The following is an 18,602-nucleotide window of genomic DNA, read 5'->3' as shown; positions in this document are numbered from 1 at the left end:
AAGTACTCCTAAATATTAATTATTCTCTTCTAAATATTCCTCATCACCAATTTTATCATTTTTACCTCTTGCAATAACATGAATAGGTGTTCCTTCAAAGTTAAAGTTATCTCTTAAGAAGTTGATTAAATATCTTTTATAAGAGAAGTGAAGAAGTCTTGGCTTATTCATAACTAAAGCAATTTTTGGTGGTTGTGCACTAAATTGTGTAGCATAATAAATTCTAAGATAGTTACCAGCAGGACTTGGTAAAGCATGTCTAATAACTGCTTGTTCAATTACTCTATTTAATGCAGAAGTTGGAATTCTTCTTGTATAGTTTTCATGAACCTCTAATATTTTCTCTTTTAATCTTTCAACAGATCTTCCAGTTTTTGCAGAAATAGCAATAATTGGTGCATACTCTAAGAATCTAAATCTTCTTCTAACTTCTTTTTCAAGTTTTTGGAAAGTATCCATATTCTCATCCCATTTGTTTAAAACAATAATAGTTCCTAAACCATATTGATCAACTAATCCTGCAATTTTTTCATCTAAATCTGTAAAAGGCTCTGAAGCATCTAATACAACTAAAGCTACATTTGCTTTTTCTAACATATCTTTAGTTCTCATTAAAGCAAATTTTTCAATTCCTTCAATTCTACCTCTTCTTCTAAGACCAGCAGTATCAACAAAAGTGATGTTTTTATCTTTGTATTCAAAAGATTCGTCAACTGGATCAATTGTAGTTCCTGCAATTTCTGAAACTACTGATCTTTCCTCTCCAATTATTGCATTAAGTGTAGATGATTTACCAACATTTACTCTACCAATGATGGCAACTTTGATATTTTTTTCATCTACTTCTTCTCTTTTTGCTTTTTCATCATCTTCTTGATTTTCTAAAGCAGCTTCAAGTTTAGCTTTTTCTTCTTCTGTAAGTTCTGGTTCAATTACAGCAGGAAGATGATTATAAATCCATTCAAATAAAGATTTTGTTCCTCTATTATGAGATACAGAGATTCCAAAAAGATTTTCATCTGAAATTCCAAATTCGAAGAATTCCCACAATCTTTCATTCTCTTTATCATTATCTATTTTATTTACAACTAAAGCTAACTCTTTTCCTAAAGCTTGAAGCTCATAAAATAATTCTTTATCTTTTTCATCAGGTATTTTTTTACCATCTACCATAAAAAGTATTATATCAGCCTCTTTTGCAGTTTCTATAGCTTTTCTTTTTACATTAGAAAAGATTGCATCATTAGTTTCATCAATACCACCTGTATCAAGCATCATAGCACATCTATCAAAAATTTCTACTTCGTGTTTTCTAATATCCCTAGTAGTACCTGCTAAATCAGATACAATAGCAATTCTTTGTTTTGCTATTCTATTAAAAAGTGATGATTTACCAACATTTGGTTGCCCAATAAGTGCAATTTTTTTTAGTTCAGTATTCATTTAGTATGAACTCCTATATTAAATATAAATAAAAAAAGGCATTAGCCATGGCTAATACCTCTTTTCTTTTTGTAAGAAAGGATTAGTATAATCCAAATTTACCTTCATCGTTTGCTTTGTATAGTACTCTCATGTTATCATCTTTATCATAGAATACTTTAAATTGTGCATCAGAACCTTTTAAATCAGCTAATGCTTCTTCAATATCCATTGGTTTGTATGAAGTTAATCTTACTGGAGTAATTTCATCTTCAAATTTTTCTAATTCATTAGCAATTTGATCTTCAATTACTTGAGACTCTACTTCAGTAAGTTTTGTAGCTTTATGTCCAGTGATTTTATCATGGTGTCTTCTTAAAACTTTAGATACTCTATCTACTGCAATATCAATCGCAGAATATAAATCTTTATCTTTTTGTTTAACAACAATTGTATCTAAATGAGCTACGTTTAAAGTAAACTCAAAAGAAAATGCTTTTTTCCCATGTTTTTCATCTTGAGAAATAATTGAGTTAACAGAAATAATATCTAAGTTATATTTTTTGAATATTTCTACAGAGCTATTGATATAATCTTTAATTGGCTCAGTTAAATCTATGTGTCTTCCTACAATACTTGTATTCATAACAAACTCCTTAATAATAATTTATTTATTCTAGCATAAAAAAAATAAAAAGAGAGCCTGTTATATCAAGCCTATACAATAAAAATATAGGCTTAAACTAAAATTTCTCTATTTCCTTTAACATTTGCTTCTGAAAGTACTCCAGTTTGCTCTAATTGCTCTACAATTGTAGCTGCTCTGTTATATCCTATTCTTAGTTTTCTTTGAATATAAGAGATTGAAGTTTTTCTATCAGTCAATACCACTTGCTTAGCATCTTCATATAATTCATCTAAATCTCCAAGCTCTGCATCTGTTGAAGTAGCACCTAAACTTGAAGAGTTAGAATCTTTAATGAAATTCATATCATATTCAACTTCTCTTTGAGCTTTTAAGAACTCAACAACTTCTTCTATTTCTTCTTCTTTTGACCAAGGTGCATGAATTCTTACAAGTCCAGAAGTTCCAGGAGGAGTAAATAACATATCCCCTCTTCCAAGTAATGATTCTGCACCAAGTGAATCTAAAATAATTTTTGAATCTACTTTTTGTCCAACTTTATAAGATAGTCTACTTGGTAAGTTTGCTTTAATAAGACCTGTAACAACATCAACAGATGGTCTTTGAGTAGCAACAATTAAGTGAATACCTGATGCTCTTGCCATTTGAGCTAATCTAGCAATTGAGTACTCAACATCTTTTCCACTTGTCATCATTAAATCTGCTAACTCATCAATAACAACAACAATATATGGCATTTTATCATGACCATGTTTTGCTGCTTTTTCATTAAAGTTCTCAATATTTTTTGTTTTTGTTTGAGACATTAATGTATATCTTCGCTCCATCTCACTTACCATATTAGCTAAGGCATTAATAGCATCACCTGCTTTTGTAATAACAGGAGTTAAAAGATGAGGAATATCATTGTACATAGAAAACTCTAACATTTTTGGGTCAATCATCACCAGTTTTAAACTATCTGGTGAATTCTTATATAAAAGAGATAAAATCATTGAGTTAATACCAACAGACTTACCAGAACCTGTAGTACCTGCAATTAATAAATGAGGTAACTTCTTTAAATCTGTAACAAAAGGTTTTCCAACAATATCTTTTCCTAAAATCATTGTTAAAGGAGATTTTGCATTTTGGAAAAGTTCACTATCTAACATATCTCTTAAATAAATAACTTGGCTATCTTCATTAGGCACTTCAATTCCAACAACATCTTTTCCTGGAATTGGAGCTTGAATTCTAATAGTTTGAGCTTTTAAAGCCATTGCTAAATCATCTTGTAAATTTAAAATTTTAGAAACTTTTACATTTGGTGCTGGTTTAAACTCAAAAGTAGTTACAACTGGCCCTGTGTAAGTTCTTACAACATCTCCTTCAATTTTAAACATTGAAAGTTTATCTAATAAATCACAAATCTTTTGATCAATTACACTCTCAGACATTTTAGATTTATTATCTTTTGGAGCTTTTTGAAAAAACTTTGTAGGAGGTAACTTAAAATCTTTTGGTTTTTCTGTTTGACCTAACTCAATATCATCTAATAACTTTCTATTCTCTTCAAGTTCATCAACAATCACACTATGAGTTTCATTTACAATTTCTTCTGTCTTTTCAGTATTTAAAGACTCAGCAGGTAATTGTTCTTCTATCTTTTGTGATGTTTCTTCTGTTTTTATTGAAGTATTGTCAATAGAGTTTGGCATACTTAATGTCTCATCTTTAACTTCTTCAATAACCTCATAGATATCAGGTTTTACAGCAAAACTATTGTTTAATTCCTCTTTATGCTCTTTTTCTAAAGTTATTTCTGCAACATTTCCTGTTTCTTTTACTGTAACCTTTTGTTCTTTTCTTTTTGTTCTTCTAGTAGTCTCTACCTTATTTGTATTATTAGATGTTGTCCTAAGCTTTAATCTATGCTTTAGATTTTTTACTTTTTGGAAATCAACATCACTATTTTCAAAAGCAACCATAAATGAAATTACATATCCAACAATAACAAATATAAATAGTCCTGCTCTACCAATAAAAGGGCTTAATGTATCAATAAGAATATTTCCTATTTTACCACTATAAACACCATCAACAAGTAAAGCTTGTAAAGTTAAAGATACAAATAAAATAAGTAAAACAACAGAAATATTTACGATAAAATCTTTAATATCAAAATTTTTTCTAAAGTTTACTACATATAAAGTATAAATAAATAATAATAAATAAAAGTATGCTAAAAATCCAAAATACTCTAAAGAGTATTTAGCAAAAGTAGAACCAAACTGTCCTACTATTTCTTTACTACTAAAAAAAGTAGCATATTCAAAGTATACTAAGATAAATAATACAATTAGTGAAATAATTTTTTTAGCTATTTTATATCCCTTATTTTAATAATTTTGCAATTCTTCCCTGAAGTTTTAACCATTGTCTGTGATTCATTAAAGGAAAACCGGCCCATGATTTTTTAGGTTCAGTAATAGTTTTAGTTACACCACCTCTTGCTGCAATAGTTGTAAATGGTGCTATTTCTAAATGCCCAGCAGTAGCACTTTGTCCACCCATGATTACATATTGATGTAATGTTGTTGAACCTGAAAGACCAACTTGCCCAGTCAAGATACATCCTCTTGATAATTTACAATTATGTCCAATATGAACTAAGTTATCAATTCTAACTCCATCTTCAATAATTGTAGATTTAAATACTGCTCTATCTATTGCACTATTAGCACCTATTTCTACATCATTACCAATCTCTACATTACCATTTTGATATATTTTTATATATTTACCATCTTTAGTATTTGCAAAGCCAAAACCATCACTTCCAATTACAGTTCCAGCATGAATAATACAATCACTACCAATTTTACAATCTCTATACACTGTAGTGTTAGGATATAAAGTTGTATTATCACCAATAGTTACATTATCACCTATAAATGCTCCTGACATTATTGTACAGTTTTTACCAACTGATGAACCTTTTCCAATATAAACGTTTGGCATTACTTTAGTTCCATCACCAATTAAAGGTTTTTCACCTTCAACTTCAATAATATTTGGTGCAAAAAGTTTACTAGTTTTTGCCAAATATAAATAAGGCTCATCACAAACTAAAGCTATTGTACCAGTAGGAACACTTGATGCGTGTTCTTCTTTTACTAATACTGCTGCTGCTTTTGTATTTTCTAAATCTTTTATATATTTTTTATTTTCAAGGAAAGTTAATTCATTTTCATTTGAGTCTTTAAGAGTATTTAATCCAGATATTTCAATCTTACTATCACACTTAAGCTCTAAAGTTTCTGCTATTTCTTGTAGTGTCATAAGTATCCTTAAGGGAGTTTAATAAAAAAAAGATAAGAGAGTTTCTCTTATCTTTCCATTGCTACAATACCACTTCTTACTACTTCAAGTGGATTGAATTTTTGCATAATTTTTATAAAGTTCATAATTCTAGAACTTGAATCTGTAGCAGATACAATTATAGCTTCATCTGTCACATTTTGAATAGAGCCATGGTATGCTCTTGCGATAACATCAATATCAGATAGATTATTATCAATTGAGAATTTCATAATTACAGTATCTTTTTCAACTACATTTCTGTGTTCATTTACTTTTAATACTGGAATTAGTTTGTTTAATTGTTTTACAATTTGATCAATTACTCTTTTATCTCCAGTTGTAACAATCGTCATTCTAGAGTATTCACTACCTTCAATAGGAGCAACAGTTAATGAATCAATATTGTAACCTCTTGCTGAAAACAGTCCTACAATTCGTGATAGAACACTGTTTTCATTCATAACGATTACAGAGATAACCTGTCTGATTTGTTCTGTATCGTAATAGTGATTATCTTTAAACATTACTTTCCTCCCTCGATTAACGTCATTTCATTTAAAGCATGACCATTTGGAACCATTGGTAATACTTCTTCATTTCTAGCAACAATAACTTCAATCATTGCAGGTTTTCTTTTCTCAACAGCATCTTTTAATGCTGCATCAAACTCTTCTTTTGTAGTAACTCTATATCCTAGTCCACCAAAGGCTTCAATTAATTTAGGGAAATCAGGTTGAGCTGTTAGGTCAGTTTCAGAAAGTCTATTATCATAGAACATTGTTTGCCACTGTCTTACCATTCCTAAATAATTATTATTTAAAATTACGTTGATAACTGGTAATTCATACTCTACACAAGTCATTAACTCTTGAATATTCATAAGAATTGAACCATCACCTGTAAAGTTAACAGATACTTTATCAGTATCTTTAAAAGCTCTTGCTACACCCATAGCTGCAGGAAGTCCAAATCCCATTGTTCCTAAACCACCTGAAGTAATCCATTGTCTAGGATAAGCAAATGGATAGAACTGAGCTGTCCACATTTGATGTTGACCAACATCTGTAGAAACAATTGCTCTTTCACCTAACAATTGCCCAACTCTTTCAATTGGCCATTGTGGTTTAATAACTTCATTTGAATCATTGTATCTTAATGGTTCTTTTTCTCTATATTCAGTTAATAACTCAACCCAATTAGAGTAATCATTAAACTCTGCTTCATTTGAAGCTTCAATCATAGCTTCAACAGTAAGTTTTAAATCTCCAACAATTGGATAATCAGGTGTAACTAACTTTCCAATACTTGTAGGGTCAATATCAACATGAATAACCTTTGCTTTTGATGCAAACTCATCAAGTCTTCCAGTTACCCTATCATCAAATCTAGCACCAAGTGAGATTAATAAATCAGTCTCATAAGCAGCCATATTAGCTGCAAACTCACCATGCATACCTAACATACCAAAGAATAATGGATTATCATGACCCATTACTCCTCTTGCCATTAGTGTCTCAACAGCAGGAATGTTTGCTTTTTTAGCGAATTCTCTAATTTCATATCCACAATTTGAAAGAATAGCCCCTCCACCAATATATAATAAAGGTTTTTTAGCTTTTGCTATTGCTGTCATTGCTTTCTTTAGTTGCCTTTTGTTGTAATTAACAGTTGGCTTATAAGTTGGCAAATGAAGCTTTGTTGGATATTTGAAAGTAGAAATTTCTGCAGTGATATCTTTTGGAATATCAACATGTACTGGACCTGGTCTTCCAGTGCTTGCAATATGGAATGCTTCATTAATAATTCTTGGTAAATCATCAATATTATTTACTAAATAATTATGTTTAGTACATGGTCTTGATATACCAACAGCGTCTATTTCTTGAAATCCATCAGTTCCAATTATCGTAGTTGGAACTTGCCCTGAAATAACAACCAAAGGAATAGAATCCATGTAAGCATCAGCTAAACCAGTTACTGCATTTGTAAAACCAGGACCTGATGTTACAATAGCAACACCAACTTTACCAGTTGATCTTGCATAACCTTGTGCAGCTATAATTGATGCTTGTTCATGTCTATTTAATATATGTTCAAAATAATCTTGCTTGTATATTTCATCGTAGACGTTCATAATAGCGCCTCCAGGGTATCCAAATACTACTTCAACCCCTTCTTGATGTAATGATTCTACAACCATTTTTGCGCCCGTCATTTTCATATCATTTCTCCGTTTTAAATTAAAGCAATTATTATATAGAAAATATTATTAATTAACCTTTAGAGATGGAAACGTAAATTATTTGTTTTATAATTTCTTTAGCTAAATTTAAATATAATTTAAGAATAAAAATTAAAAATAGTAAGGATAAATTATGGAAGTAAATAATATTAATAATAATATTAGTACCTTAAATAATACTCCCTCATCCCTACAAACTGGTAAAACACAACAAAGCAATAAAATTGAAAATGTTGAAAATGCTTCTCTTGTATTATCAGTTAACCAATATAATCAAAAAAGAGATGAGTTATCTTTAAATATACAAAGTATAAATGAAGGTCTTGCTATTACTAAAATTTCTGAAAAATCTCTAGAAAAGCAGCAAGAGTTTTTGTCAAATATACAAGATAAACTTCAAAAAGTTGAAAACAATGAATTTGAAGCAAGAGATAAAAATGATATAAAACAAGAAATAAATGAAGATTTAAAAAACTTCAATGAGATTGCATATGAAACAAAATTTAATAGACAAACACTATTAAGTAGAGACTCTTTAGATGAAACTACAACTATTGAAGTAAATACTAGTAATAATAATTTTTCAATAGAAAAACCAAACACACCTCAATTAGCAAATGATATATTTGGTGAATTAAATGAAGCAAATCTAAATAATCTTCCCGATTTACAAAGAGTTTCTAAACAAGTTGAAGAAGCTTCAAGACAACTACAAGCAGTTACTTCTGAATTTACTGAGTTTGGGAATAGATTAGAAAGTAGTGCAAAAGAGAATATTGTTGAGCAACAAAATCTATATAACCAAAATAAAGCTAATCAATTAAAGGATTTTGGCAAAGAATCAACAGATTTTAATAAAACAAATGTAAATGCTAATGCAGGTTATTTGGCAGCTTCTCAAGCGAATATAGTTCAAGAACAAAGTGTAAGACTTTTATCTTAAGCCTTACACTTTATACATTCATTTATCGCAACACCTTCTCTTAATCCGTCATCTAAAACAATTGATTCTGTTTTTTCTAAAACTTCATATATTGCTTGGTAAATAAAGATTCCAACTTCTATAAATTCAACTCTTCCTCTTCCTACAAGTTTTGTAATCTCATCTTTTGAAGAGTTAGTTAAAAGTGTTAAACAAGTTTGTAAATCATCTAGATTCACTATAGTTCCATTTACAGCATCTTTATCATAAGAAAAAAAGTCTTGACCTAATTTTACAGCTGCAACTGTTGTTGGAGTACCTGCTGTTGCAACAAAAGTGTATTCATCTAAATTTATCTTTAAACTATCTAAAAAACTTTTTATCTCTTTTTTTCTTTTTTCTAAATCACTATTTAAAGCATGATAGTGTAAATACTCTTGAGTCATAGTTACAATACCAAAATCGAAACTACGAGCTTTATATGATTCTTCAGTATTTACGATTATTTCAGTAGAACCTCCACCAATATCTAAAAGAATAAACTTTGAAGAATCTATTTTTTCTCTTTTTAAAGCATGTTTTACAGCTAATAAAGTAAGCCTAGCTTCTTCTTCTCCATCAATAATTGTGAATTTAACTCCTGTTTTATCTTCAAAATATGCTAAAACTTCTTTACTATTAGAAGCTTTTCTCATAGCAGCAGTTGTAACAGCAACTGCTTTTTTTGTATCATATTTTACAATTTCAACAGACTTATTTATAGCATTAACTACTCTTAAAATAGCCTCTTTTGATATTTGTTTAGTTTCTACTAAACCATCAGCCATTCCAACTACTTCATTAAATTCAGCAACTATTTTTTCATTTTTACAATCATATTTCAATACTCTAAAAGAGTTTGAACCTAAATCAATACTTACTATTTCATTCATTAATACAACTGCTTATGGGTGTGGGATTTTAACTTTTGAGTTCAATAAGTAACCTACAACAATCATAAGAACTAAAACAACTGTTTCATTTATAAATCCAGTTAAATATATTAAATATGTAAGCCATAGAAGTATAGCTCCTAATGGTGTTGGAACTCCTGTAAAGTACTTTTCAACTTCACCTTCATTAGAATTAATATTAAACTGTATTAATCTTCTAAGTCCTGAAATTACATAATAAACAAAAGCAAAAATAACTAAAACTGTGTTTAACTCTAACTCTTTTGTATCTATTACTGCAAAATAAATATACATAGTAGGAACAATAACAAAAGATAAAAAGTCAGCATACGAATCTAACTGAATTCCAAACTCTGTTGAAAGATTATATTTTCTTGCAATTTTTCCATCTATAATATCAAATCCACCTGCAAGCCATGCAAAAAGTGCTGCTGCAAAAAACTCTTGATGAGTTAAAAAATAAATAGCAAATATTCCCGAAGTTATATTAAAAAAAGTCACTATATTTGCTAAATTAAAATGGTTGTTTTTATTGAACAAAAATGTCATTATTCCCCTTTGTAAATATGGTATTGATTTCTACCATTCTGTTTTGATTTATATAAACATTCATCGGCTAATTTGTAAAGCTTATTTGCTGAAACATAACTATTTGGCTCATAAATTATAGCCCCAATAGATACAGATACAACATCTAGTATTTTACTACCTTTATGCTCAATATTTAACTCAATTATTCTTCTATTTATATCTTCTAAACAGCTTTGTAAAGTAGTTTCATCAATATCAAATAAAACTACACCAAACTCTTCACCACCTAATCTAAATACAAACTCATATTTTTGATTAAAGTAATCTTTCAAAGTAACAGCTACCTTTTTTAAAGTCTCATCACCTAAATCATGACCATAAGTGTCATTATACTGTTTAAAAAAGTCGATATCTAAAATTATAAATGCACATTGCCAATTATTAGCATTTGCTATAAACGGCATATTATCAAAAATAGTATCAAAATATTTTCTATTATAGAGTTTAGTCATTCCATCAGTAATTGATTCTATCTTATATTTTTTATTTAAGATTCTTAACTGATTGTCTTTTTTTACAACTTGCAAGATTATAAAACCTATAAGTCCAAAAGAAAGCACAATAATAGAAATCACACTATATAATAAGAAGTCTTTCATACTTTGATAATCTTTTAAAAAAAGTTTCCTTTGTTTAAAAGCCATTTGAGTTTCATATTCAATTAAATAATCGATTTTTTTTACTATTTTTTTAAATAGATGAAGCTTGTTTAGTTTAAAAGTCTCTTTTATTGATTTATCTACACTATTTACTACTTCTTTTTCTTTTGCATTTTTATAAGCACTAAAGTAGTATTCCCACTCTTTTTCAATACTTTGCTGTTCTTCTTTAAAATCGCATACATATTTTAGAGTTCTACATGATATAATTTTTCTATAATTATCTTGAATTTTTTCTAGTTTTACTACAGGAATAAAGTTTCCAAAATAGATATTATCAATCTGTTTTTTTAATTTATCAATATGTGAGTTAAATATTAGTGAAGCTGTAATTAAAGCGAACATTACAATAAAAACTAACATTATTAATTTAAAAGTAACTGATTTAAAAAAATTATATTTCATCGCAATATTTTATTCAAAAAATCATTTAACTAACATTAAAGTACATCTTAGGTATCATCGCGAATTAATACAAACACAAAGGTTTCAAATTTGTTAAATATAAAAGATACTTTTATAGGGAAAAACCCTAAAAGTGACATTCTATCTGGGCTTGTTGTAGCAGTTGCATTAGTACCTGAAGCTATTGCATTCTCATTTATTGCACAAGTTAGTCCTATTGTTGGTCTTTATGCTGCATTTATACTTGGACTTATTACTGCGTTAATGGGTGGAAAACCAGGTATGATTTCTGGTGCTACAGGTGCAGTTGCGATTGTTTTAGTTGGTGTAAGTATTGCTGCAAAAGAGCTTCTTATGGCACAAGGTCTTACAGGTGATGCTCTTTCATTTGGTATTATTCAGTACATTACTTTAACAGGTATTGTTGCAGGAACTATTCAGATTTTAATTGGTGCATTTAAAATGGGTAAATTTATTCGTTTAGTACCACAGCCTGCTCTTCATGGATTCGTAAATGGTCTAGCAGTAGTGATTGCAACTAGTCAATTTAAATTCTTAGATGGTGCTGGTATGATTATGTATGGTATCATCATTGGAACAATGGCTATTATGTACTTCTTACCTAAATTTACTTCTGCTGTTCCAGGTGGACTAGTAGCAATTATTTTGTTTACTGTTATTGTATATTTTACAGGTACAGAAACGAAACTTGTAGGAGATTTAGCAAACTTAACTGAATTTAAAGGTTTATTACCACAATTTCATATTCCTGATGTAATTTTAGATTTTGATGCATTTATGTTAGTACTTCCATATGCAGTTATTGTAGCACTTGTTGGTGTTATTGAGTCATTATTGACTTTATCTGTTTTAGATGAGATTAGCAACACAAGAGGTAGTGCAAATCAAGAGTGTATTGCACAAGGAACTGGAAATATTACTTGTGGATTCTTTGGTGCAATGCCAGGATGTGCGATGATTGGTCAATCAATAATTAACTATACATCTGGTGGATTAGGTAGATTATCAGGTGTTGTAGCTTCTATTGGTCTTATTTTATTAGTTGCAACATTAACTGACCTTTTAAATATTATTCCTGTTGCTATTCTAGTTGGAATTATGTTTATGGTTTCTATAGGAACTTTTGAGTGGAGTTCTTTTGCAAGAATTACAAAAATGCCTAAAAGTGATGCTTTTGTACTTGTAACAGTAACAGGAATTACTATTGTTGAAGATTTAGCAATTGCTGTTATCTCAGGAGTTATTATCTCTGCTTTAGTATTTGCATGGAATCATGCAAAGGTTACTGCAAAAACACATACAGAAGAAGATGGTTCAAAAGTTTATGATTTTGATGGTCCTTTATTTTTTGGAAGTGTTACATCATTTAATGAAAATTTTGATATTGAAAATGACCCACAAACTGTAATATTAGACTTTAAAAACTCTAGAGTTATGGATATATCAGGGGTTGAAGCAATTGATGCTATTACAAAAAAATATGCTGATGCAAACAAAAAACTTGTAATCAGACATTTAAGTAAAGATTGTAAAAAAATTCTTAAAAATGCTGGACCATTTTGTACTTATGAAGAAGATGATCCAAACTATAAAGTTGCAATCAACTATTAAATATTATATTTCTTAGAAGTCCTATAACTTGGGGCTTCTTTTCTCTTATTTACAAGTCTTAAAAAATTAGATAAAATTTAACTATAAATATATTGAGGTGAATCATGGAAATTTTTGATAGATACCAATCTGCCTCTTCAATACATCAACAAATAGCTATTAAAAAAGCTGAGCTTTCTGCTATTGATAAAAAAGAGGAACAAAAATCATCATTTGAAAAAACTGATACTGTTAATATTGGTGAAAAAAACTATGATGAAAATGATTACCAAAGAGTATTAGAAAAATTCAAAAGACTTGATTCTCAAACAAAAGCTCATGAACAGCAACATGCAAGTTTAGCTGATACAAAAGGTGCTATTTCATACAACTATCAAATGGGACCTGATGGAAAGCTTTATGCAACAGGTGGACATGTTAGACTTGATACTTCTTTACCTCAAGACAAAGACGCAGCACTTGCAAAACTTGATCGATTATCAAAATCAGCAGGAGCTCCAAGTGAATTAAGTAGTGCTGATGCTTCAATAGCAAGAGCAGCAAATTTAAATAAAATGCTTATTTTAAGTAAGCAAGAAAATGAAGGAGTAAGTGATGCAAATAACAGACAGTAATAGTTTAAATGGAATGCTAGCAGCCCAAGCTCAAGTAACTCAAACAGCTTCAAATCTAGCACAAGTTGCAAATATCACAGGTGATCCAGCAACACAAGAAGTTACGGCAGATTTTATAAATAGTATTGTAAATCAAATTCCGCAGGTAATTGCCTATGAAGCAAATGCACAAGGTTTAATTGCTCAACAGCAAGTAACAGATTCATTATTGAATATAAAGGCTTAATATGAATAAAATAAATGTAGTTTGCCCATCTTGTCTTAAAGTTAATGCAATTCCAAAAAAAGAATCCTATTTAAAAGCAAATTGTGGGTCTTGTAAAAACTCATTATTAGAAACACATCCTATTGAGTTAAATGAAGAAAACTTTGACCATGTAATAGTAAATTCAGATATCCCAGTAATTGTTGATTTTTGGGCACCTTGGTGTGGTCCATGTAAGATGATGGCTCCAATTTTTAACGAAACTGCTACAAAATATCCTTTAAAAGCTTTATTTGCGAAAGTAAATACAGAAGAGCATCAAGCTTTAGGAGCAAAATATGGTATTAGATCTATTCCTACAATTGTAATTTATAAAGCAGGAAGTGAAATAAAAAGAGTTAGTGGAGCATTAGATCCATTAAGGTTATCAAATCTTGTAAATGAAAATTTATAAAAACTACTAAGAGTTAGTTTTTATAAATTTGTTAAGTTCTTTTAATTGAGTCTCATTAAAAATAGTTACACCATTTTCTTCAAGTAATCTTGCAGTAAGACCTTTTCCCGAAACCAAATTATCACTAAAACTTCCATCATAGATTTTTTCATTTCCACAAGATGGAGATTTAGATTTTAATAAAGCTACTTTAATACCTTCATTTACACATAAATCAAGAGCATTTTTTGCCCCAAGTAAAAAGTTTATAGTTACATCATCTTGTTCTTTTGTTAAAACCTTAAAAGGTTTATCTGCACTTACTAATTCAGCTGCAGGTCTTGGAGTAGTAAGACCTCCTGAAACTTCAGGACAAAAAGAATAAATTTCATTATCACATAAAATATCCATAAAAAGCTCTTTTTGAGAAAAAGTAAAAGAAGAGCCCATTGCAATAGAGGAGTTACCTCCATCATATCGCACGTCCTCACCTAATAAACATGAAGAAATAAGTAACTTCATATATTAAGCTTCCTCGTCAATAGGGTCAATTCTATCTAACTCATCTTTTGTGAAAAATGTTGATAATTGAATATTGTTAAATGCTGCTTTCATAGATACAAAAATTTGAGGATTATCCTCTTCTAATTGTGCAAGTAACTCTTTAGTTTTTGCTCTTGCGTATGGCATTTTAACATCAAATCTAAGACCAGGACAAGCTTCATCTCCAATTACTTGAAGTTCATTGCTATCTGCAAATGCTCTTAATTGTCTCTCTCTACAGAAGATTAATGGTCTGATAACTTCTAAACCATTCTCTGCTTTATAAATTGGAGGCATTGATCTCATAGTTCCATTATAAAAGAAGTTCATAAAAAATGATTCCATTGCATCATCTAAATGGTGTCCTAATGCAACTTTGTTGTATCCTTGTTCTAATGCAGTTGAATAAAGGTATCCTCTTCTCATTCTTGAGAAAAATGAACAAAAAGATGAATTCTTTCTAATTTTTTCTCCTGCTAATTCAAAGATTTCAGTATCAACAATCTCATGTTCAATACCGTGTTCTTTACAGTGATCAGCTAAAAACTGAACTTGCTCACCCATACCATAAGTAACTGTTACAGCTTTAAATTCAAAATTATATGGTGCTTTACTTTGAAGTCTTTTTAATGCATGAATTAATGTAGTTGAGTCCTTACCACCTGAAAAACCAACTAATACTCTATCACCCTCTTTAATAAGGCTATATTCGGCATTAGTTTTTCCTACTAGTTTAGTTATTTTTTTACTTAGTTCAATCAAGATGTGTATCCTACTTAAAAAATTTTTGCAAGTATATCGAAAAAGTTCTCAATCTTTTGTTTTATATCTATAAATTTTACATTAATTGTATAATTTGTCTATATTTTACTAAATTTTTAGATAAAATCATTATAATTTCAGATACTTTCAATCATTAGGAAAATAAAACATGACACTAGAAGAACAAGAAGAGTTTAAACAAAAAATTGCTGAAACAATTTTACCAATTGCTGTTAATATGACAGAAGAACAAATAAGAACAGTGATTTTAAATGTTTTAAAACAAAACGAAGAAATAAACCCTGCTTTTGGTGATATGCTATTTGAACAAATAATGATTCATAAATATAACTTAAATAACAAAAATACAAAGTAATTAAATAAACTAATTCATTTGGTTTAAACCAAATTTAGCAAATTTTAATTATGTGTCGTTATAATTTCGCCCCGAAAAAAAATTAAAGGCTTAAAAATAAGAATTACAGTTTCAGTAAAAGACTTAAAAATATTACAAGAACTTTGTAAAGATCATGGTCAAGCAGAATTATATAAAAAACTTCATCTTGAAGAAGAAAAATATCAAAAAAGTTTAACTGAAAAGAAAAGTAAAGCTACTAAAAAAGCTACTAAAACTAGACAAGAAACAGCTAAACGAAAAATTGAAGCTTCTGTAAATATGATGAGAATGTTTAATCAAAGAATTACTGTTTACTCTGTATCTAAAGAGGCTCAAGTAAGCTATAATACTGCTTTAAAATATAAAGAGTTTATCGAACAAAATGCAAAGTAATTTACTTTGCATTAAGTAACTATTTTTTATTTTTTGGTAATATTTCATTTACCTAAATTAGGAGAATGAAATGAGAGAATTTATAAGTTACGATAAATCATTAGAAATACTAAATAATATAAAACTATCAAAACCTACAACACAAAAAGAGTTTTTAATCAATGCTATTGGAAAAGTAATAGCAACTGATATTATTGCAGATCATAACTCACCTGAATTTCCAACTTCAGGGATGGATGGATATGCTATAAAACACGAAGACCAAGCTTTAAAAACAATCAAAATTATAGACAAAAACCCAGCTGGTTCTGTAGTTGAATCAAAAGTAGAAACTGGTCTTTGTATCAAAACATTTACAGGTTCATTAATGCCTGAGGGTAGTGACACTTTAATTCCTATTGAAAATGTAGAAGTAAATGGCGATGAAATAACAATCACAAAAGAAGTACCTTTTGGTTTTGCAACAAGAGCTATTGGTGAAAACTATGCTAAAGATGAAGTTTTAATCAAAAAAGGAACTGTTGTTGGATTTGCTGAAGTTGGTGTTTTAGCTTCTTTAAATATAGCTCAAATTCCTGTTGTTGTAAACCCAACAGTTGCAATAGCAAGTACAGGAAGTGAGATTTTAGACTTAGGTGAAATACAAACAAATAATGCTCAAATTAGAAGTTCAAATCATCTAACAATCGAAGCTTTATGTAAAAAAGCAGGTGCTTCAACTTTACAACTTGGTATTGTAAAAGATGATATAGATTCAATTACTGAGATGTTAGAAACTGCTCTATCAAAATCTGATATTGTAGTTACAACAGGTGGTGTTTCTGTTGGAGATTATGATTTTGTACAAGATGTTATAAAAGATAAATTAAATGCTGAAGTTTTATTTCATGGGGTAACTATAAAACCTGGTATGCACTTACTTGCTGCTGTTAAAGATGGTAAAACTATTATTGCTTTACCTGGTTTTGCATACTCTTCTACTGTTTGTGCTATTTTATATGTATTACCTCTTATTTATAGACTTAGAGGTTCAAATGAGAAGCTTCCAATAGTTAAAGCTAGAATACAACAAGACTTCCCAAGAAAAATGCCAAAAACAGTATTTACAGCTTGTAATGTAGAGTATATAAATGGTGAATACACAATCAACTTTGATGGAAAGAAAAAAGGAACAAGCGCTATTTTAACAAATATGCTTGAAAGCCCTGCACTACTTATTCAAAAAGAAGATAGTGAAGATATTAAAAAAGGTGACTTAGTAGACATCTTACTTTTAAATGAACTAAAATAATAGTTCATTTAAAATTTTAAGAGCAACAAGATTTTGATTGCTCTTTTTTTGAAAACTTATCTTTAAATAAATGATAAAAAATCAAAAGTAAAACTGCAAGAGAAGCTAAACTCTCAATTAATGAACTACTCTCTTCTTCCATAGAAACTCTTAAAATCTCTAAATCATCAAAAAACATATCAAACACAATACCAAATACTAAAGCTAAAATAGAAATAGTTGATACATATATAATAAGTGAAGTTTTTCCAAGCATTTTATAAACAATACTCATAGTAACAGCACTAGTAGCAGGACCTGCTGTAAGGAAAATAAAAGCAGCACCACCACTCATACCTTGAAGCATTAAAGCAGCAGCTATTGGAAGTGAAGCCGTTGCACAAGTGTATAAAGGAATAGCAAAAAGCATTATTACAAAGTATGTTAAAAACACATTATCAAAAAGCATACTACTATACTCTTTTGGAATAAAGGTGATAAACAGACTTCCTAAAATAAGACCTATAAGTAAAGCTTTCGCCATATCAGCAAAAAGAGTACTGTAAGCATAAGTAAATACAGCTTTTATAGAAAAGCCTTTTTTTTCTTCATTTGAACTACAACAACTAGTAACTTCTTCTTTAACTTCTTTTTTTATAGTAGTAGAAAAGTTTTGAGCGAAGTTCATTTTAGGTTTTGTATTTATAGGACTTACACTAAATGCAGGTTTTTCTTTTTCTTTTGTTTGCTCTTTTTTTTCAAAAATATTTTGTACTAAACCAACACAAATAGCAATAACAATTGAAGATACTACTCTATATAAAGTAAAAACTAAACCAAAAAGTGAAAAGGTAGCTAGGATAGAATCAACTCCTGTAATTGGAGTTGAAATCAAAAAGCTTTGAACTGAACCTTTACTAGCTCCCTCTTTTCTAAGTCCTTGTGCTAAAGGAATAACTGAACAAGAACATACAGGTAAAGGAATTCCAAATAAAGTAGCTTTCACAACAGAACTTGTAGAGTCTTTTCCTAAATGAGAAGATACAAAATCTGAAGGTACTATTTGTTTTAAAATACCTGCGAAAAATAGCCCTACTATTATATAAATAGCAAAAGCATCTAAAAGTGTTAAAAAGTTTTGTGCAAATTCATATGCTAATTCCATTTT

Annotated in this window: 19 protein-coding genes; 7 read left to right on the top strand and 12 right to left on the bottom strand. The window is 29.3% G+C overall.

Annotation, left to right across the window (positions count from 1 at the left end):
- Window positions 1-15: 15 nt before the first annotated feature.
- The 6 genes from der to ACH5BF_RS01920 form a co-directional block, all read right to left on the bottom strand.
- Complete coding sequence (der, locus tag ACH5BF_RS01945) at window positions 16-1,443, bottom strand: ribosome biogenesis GTPase Der (protein WP_423272322.1); 1,428 nt, start codon at window positions 1,441-1,443, stop codon at window positions 16-18.
- A gap of 82 nt (window positions 1,444-1,525) precedes the next feature.
- Window positions 1,526-2,068 carry a ribosome hibernation-promoting factor, HPF/YfiA family gene (gene hpf, locus ACH5BF_RS01940; RefSeq protein ID WP_423272321.1) on the bottom strand — a complete coding sequence of 181 codons (543 nt, stop codon included), beginning with the start codon at window positions 2,066-2,068 and terminating at the stop codon, window positions 1,526-1,528.
- A gap of 92 nt (window positions 2,069-2,160) precedes the next feature.
- On the bottom strand, window positions 2,161-4,419 hold the full coding sequence (locus ACH5BF_RS01935; protein ID WP_423272448.1) for an FtsK/SpoIIIE family DNA translocase: 2,259 nt from the start codon (window positions 4,417-4,419) through the stop codon (window positions 2,161-2,163).
- 25 nt (window positions 4,420-4,444) lie between these two features.
- Window positions 4,445-5,392 (bottom strand): UDP-3-O-(3-hydroxymyristoyl)glucosamine N-acyltransferase, encoded by a 948-nt coding sequence (lpxD, locus tag ACH5BF_RS01930; protein ID WP_423272320.1) that lies wholly within the window; start codon window positions 5,390-5,392, stop codon window positions 4,445-4,447.
- Window positions 5,393-5,439: 47 nt separating this feature from the next.
- Window positions 5,440-5,937: an acetolactate synthase small subunit gene (gene ilvN / locus ACH5BF_RS01925; protein WP_423272318.1), complete on the bottom strand. Its 498-nt coding sequence runs from the start codon at window positions 5,935-5,937 to the stop codon at window positions 5,440-5,442.
- Window positions 5,937-7,634, bottom strand: a complete 1,698-nt coding sequence (locus ACH5BF_RS01920; RefSeq protein WP_423272317.1) for an acetolactate synthase large subunit — start codon at window positions 7,632-7,634, stop codon at window positions 5,937-5,939. The genes ilvN and ACH5BF_RS01920 overlap by 1 nt, the downstream gene beginning before the upstream one ends.
- Window positions 7,635-7,788: 154 nt before the next feature.
- On the opposite strand from ACH5BF_RS01920, the gene ACH5BF_RS01915 reads away from it, so the two are divergent.
- A complete protein-coding gene (locus ACH5BF_RS01915; RefSeq protein ID WP_423272316.1) occupies window positions 7,789-8,598 on the top strand; it encodes a flagellin N-terminal helical domain-containing protein in 810 nt (269 codons plus the stop codon).
- On the opposite strand, the gene ACH5BF_RS01910 is transcribed toward ACH5BF_RS01915, so the two are convergent.
- Genes ACH5BF_RS01910 through ACH5BF_RS01900 form a run of 3 tightly spaced genes read right to left on the bottom strand, consistent with a single transcriptional unit; the run spans window position 8,595 to window position 11,185 of the window.
- Window positions 8,595-9,509, bottom strand: coding sequence for a Ppx/GppA phosphatase family protein (locus tag ACH5BF_RS01910; RefSeq protein ID WP_423272315.1), 915 nt, complete (start codon window positions 9,507-9,509; stop codon window positions 8,595-8,597). The two genes, ACH5BF_RS01915 and ACH5BF_RS01910, sit on opposite strands and share 4 nt — an antisense overlap.
- Before the next feature lie 12 nt (window positions 9,510-9,521).
- A complete protein-coding gene (locus tag ACH5BF_RS01905) occupies window positions 9,522-10,079 on the bottom strand; it encodes a CDP-alcohol phosphatidyltransferase family protein (RefSeq protein WP_423272314.1) in 558 nt (185 codons plus the stop codon).
- Window positions 10,079-11,185, bottom strand: a complete 1,107-nt coding sequence (locus ACH5BF_RS01900) for a GGDEF domain-containing protein (protein ID WP_423272313.1) — start codon at window positions 11,183-11,185, stop codon at window positions 10,079-10,081. The genes ACH5BF_RS01905 and ACH5BF_RS01900 overlap by 1 nt, the downstream gene beginning before the upstream one ends.
- A 90-nt stretch (window positions 11,186-11,275) precedes the next feature.
- Between ACH5BF_RS01900 and ACH5BF_RS01895 the strand changes: the two genes are divergently transcribed.
- The 4 genes from ACH5BF_RS01895 to trxC all read left to right on the top strand — a co-directional run bounded on the left by ACH5BF_RS01895 (window position 11,276) and on the right by trxC (window position 14,090).
- Entirely contained in the window at window positions 11,276-12,817 is a 1,542-nt protein-coding gene (locus ACH5BF_RS01895) for a SulP family inorganic anion transporter (RefSeq protein ID WP_423272312.1), read from the top strand.
- Window positions 12,818-12,921: 104 nt separating this feature from the next.
- Complete coding sequence (locus ACH5BF_RS01890; protein ID WP_423272311.1) at window positions 12,922-13,431, top strand: putative metalloprotease CJM1_0395 family protein; 510 nt, start codon at window positions 12,922-12,924, stop codon at window positions 13,429-13,431.
- Window positions 13,412-13,657: a hypothetical protein gene (locus ACH5BF_RS01885; protein ID WP_423272309.1), complete on the top strand. Its 246-nt coding sequence runs from the start codon at window positions 13,412-13,414 to the stop codon at window positions 13,655-13,657. Before ACH5BF_RS01890 ends, ACH5BF_RS01885 begins: the two co-directional genes overlap by 20 nt.
- Window position 13,658: 1 nt before the next feature.
- Window positions 13,659-14,090: a thioredoxin TrxC gene (trxC, locus tag ACH5BF_RS01880; RefSeq protein ID WP_423272308.1), complete on the top strand. Its 432-nt coding sequence runs from the start codon at window positions 13,659-13,661 to the stop codon at window positions 14,088-14,090.
- Window positions 14,091-14,096: 6 nt separating this feature from the next.
- Here trxC and ACH5BF_RS01875 read toward each other — a convergent pair whose 3' ends face one another.
- Together ACH5BF_RS01875 and ACH5BF_RS01870 are read right to left on the bottom strand one after the other, a co-directional pair.
- The gene (locus ACH5BF_RS01875; RefSeq protein ID WP_423272306.1) at window positions 14,097-14,591 is read right to left on the bottom strand and encodes a 2-thiouracil desulfurase family protein; all 495 of its coding nucleotides are present in this window, start codon (window positions 14,589-14,591) and stop codon (window positions 14,097-14,099) included.
- 3 nt (window positions 14,592-14,594) lie between these two features.
- The gene (locus ACH5BF_RS01870) at window positions 14,595-15,374 is read right to left on the bottom strand and encodes a tRNA 2-thiocytidine biosynthesis TtcA family protein (protein WP_423272305.1); all 780 of its coding nucleotides are present in this window, start codon (window positions 15,372-15,374) and stop codon (window positions 14,595-14,597) included.
- Window positions 15,375-15,543: 169 nt separating this feature from the next.
- Between ACH5BF_RS01870 and ACH5BF_RS01865 the strand changes: the two genes are divergently transcribed.
- On the top strand, window positions 15,544-15,750 hold the full coding sequence (locus ACH5BF_RS01865; protein ID WP_423272304.1) for a hypothetical protein: 207 nt from the start codon (window positions 15,544-15,546) through the stop codon (window positions 15,748-15,750).
- A 484-nt stretch (window positions 15,751-16,234) separates the two neighbouring features.
- Window positions 16,235-17,455: a molybdopterin molybdotransferase MoeA gene (locus ACH5BF_RS01860; RefSeq protein ID WP_423272303.1), complete on the top strand. Its 1,221-nt coding sequence runs from the start codon at window positions 16,235-16,237 to the stop codon at window positions 17,453-17,455.
- 16 nt (window positions 17,456-17,471) lie between these two features.
- Here the strand turns inward: ACH5BF_RS01860 and ACH5BF_RS01855 are convergent, their stop codons facing one another.
- Window positions 17,472-18,599, bottom strand: a complete 1,128-nt coding sequence (locus ACH5BF_RS01855) for an SO_0444 family Cu/Zn efflux transporter (RefSeq protein ID WP_423272302.1) — start codon at window positions 18,597-18,599, stop codon at window positions 17,472-17,474.
- Window positions 18,600-18,602: the final 3 nt, after the last annotated feature.

The sequence above is a fragment of the Arcobacter pernae genome (assembly GCF_049472135.1).
Classification (GTDB): domain Bacteria; phylum Campylobacterota; class Campylobacteria; order Campylobacterales; family Arcobacteraceae; genus Arcobacter_B.
Note: the sequence above shows the minus strand (reverse complement) of the source record. Positions and strands in the feature narration are given on the sequence as shown.

Excerpts from the sequence above, each read along its gene's own strand:
- ACH5BF_RS01900 (WP_423272313.1), bottom strand. The coding sequence starts at position 11,185 with ATGAAATATAATTTTTTTAAATCAGTTACTTTTAAATTAATAATGTTA.
- ACH5BF_RS01860 (WP_423272303.1), top strand. The coding sequence starts at position 16,235 with ATGAGAGAATTTATAAGTTACGATAAATCATTAGAAATACTAAATAAT.
- ACH5BF_RS01890 (WP_423272311.1), top strand. The coding sequence starts at position 12,922 with ATGGAAATTTTTGATAGATACCAATCTGCCTCTTCAATACATCAACAA.
- hpf (WP_423272321.1), bottom strand. The coding sequence starts at position 2,068 with ATGAATACAAGTATTGTAGGAAGACACATAGATTTAACTGAGCCAATT.
- ACH5BF_RS01855 (WP_423272302.1), bottom strand. The coding sequence starts at position 18,599 with ATGGAATTAGCATATGAATTTGCACAAAACTTTTTAACACTTTTAGAT.
- ACH5BF_RS01910 (WP_423272315.1), bottom strand. The coding sequence starts at position 9,509 with ATGAATGAAATAGTAAGTATTGATTTAGGTTCAAACTCTTTTAGAGTA.
- ACH5BF_RS01920 (WP_423272317.1), bottom strand. The coding sequence starts at position 7,634 with ATGAAAATGACGGGCGCAAAAATGGTTGTAGAATCATTACATCAAGAA.
- ilvN (WP_423272318.1), bottom strand. The coding sequence starts at position 5,937 with ATGTTTAAAGATAATCACTATTACGATACAGAACAAATCAGACAGGTT.
- lpxD (WP_423272320.1), bottom strand. The coding sequence starts at position 5,392 with ATGACACTACAAGAAATAGCAGAAACTTTAGAGCTTAAGTGTGATAGT.
- ACH5BF_RS01915 (WP_423272316.1), top strand. The coding sequence starts at position 7,789 with ATGGAAGTAAATAATATTAATAATAATATTAGTACCTTAAATAATACT.
- trxC (WP_423272308.1), top strand. The coding sequence starts at position 13,659 with ATGAATAAAATAAATGTAGTTTGCCCATCTTGTCTTAAAGTTAATGCA.
- ACH5BF_RS01885 (WP_423272309.1), top strand. The coding sequence starts at position 13,412 with ATGCAAATAACAGACAGTAATAGTTTAAATGGAATGCTAGCAGCCCAA.
- ACH5BF_RS01905 (WP_423272314.1), bottom strand. The coding sequence starts at position 10,079 with ATGACATTTTTGTTCAATAAAAACAACCATTTTAATTTAGCAAATATA.
- ACH5BF_RS01865 (WP_423272304.1), top strand. The coding sequence starts at position 15,544 with ATGACACTAGAAGAACAAGAAGAGTTTAAACAAAAAATTGCTGAAACA.
- der (WP_423272322.1), bottom strand. The coding sequence starts at position 1,443 with ATGAATACTGAACTAAAAAAAATTGCACTTATTGGGCAACCAAATGTT.
- ACH5BF_RS01875 (WP_423272306.1), bottom strand. The coding sequence starts at position 14,591 with ATGAAGTTACTTATTTCTTCATGTTTATTAGGTGAGGACGTGCGATAT.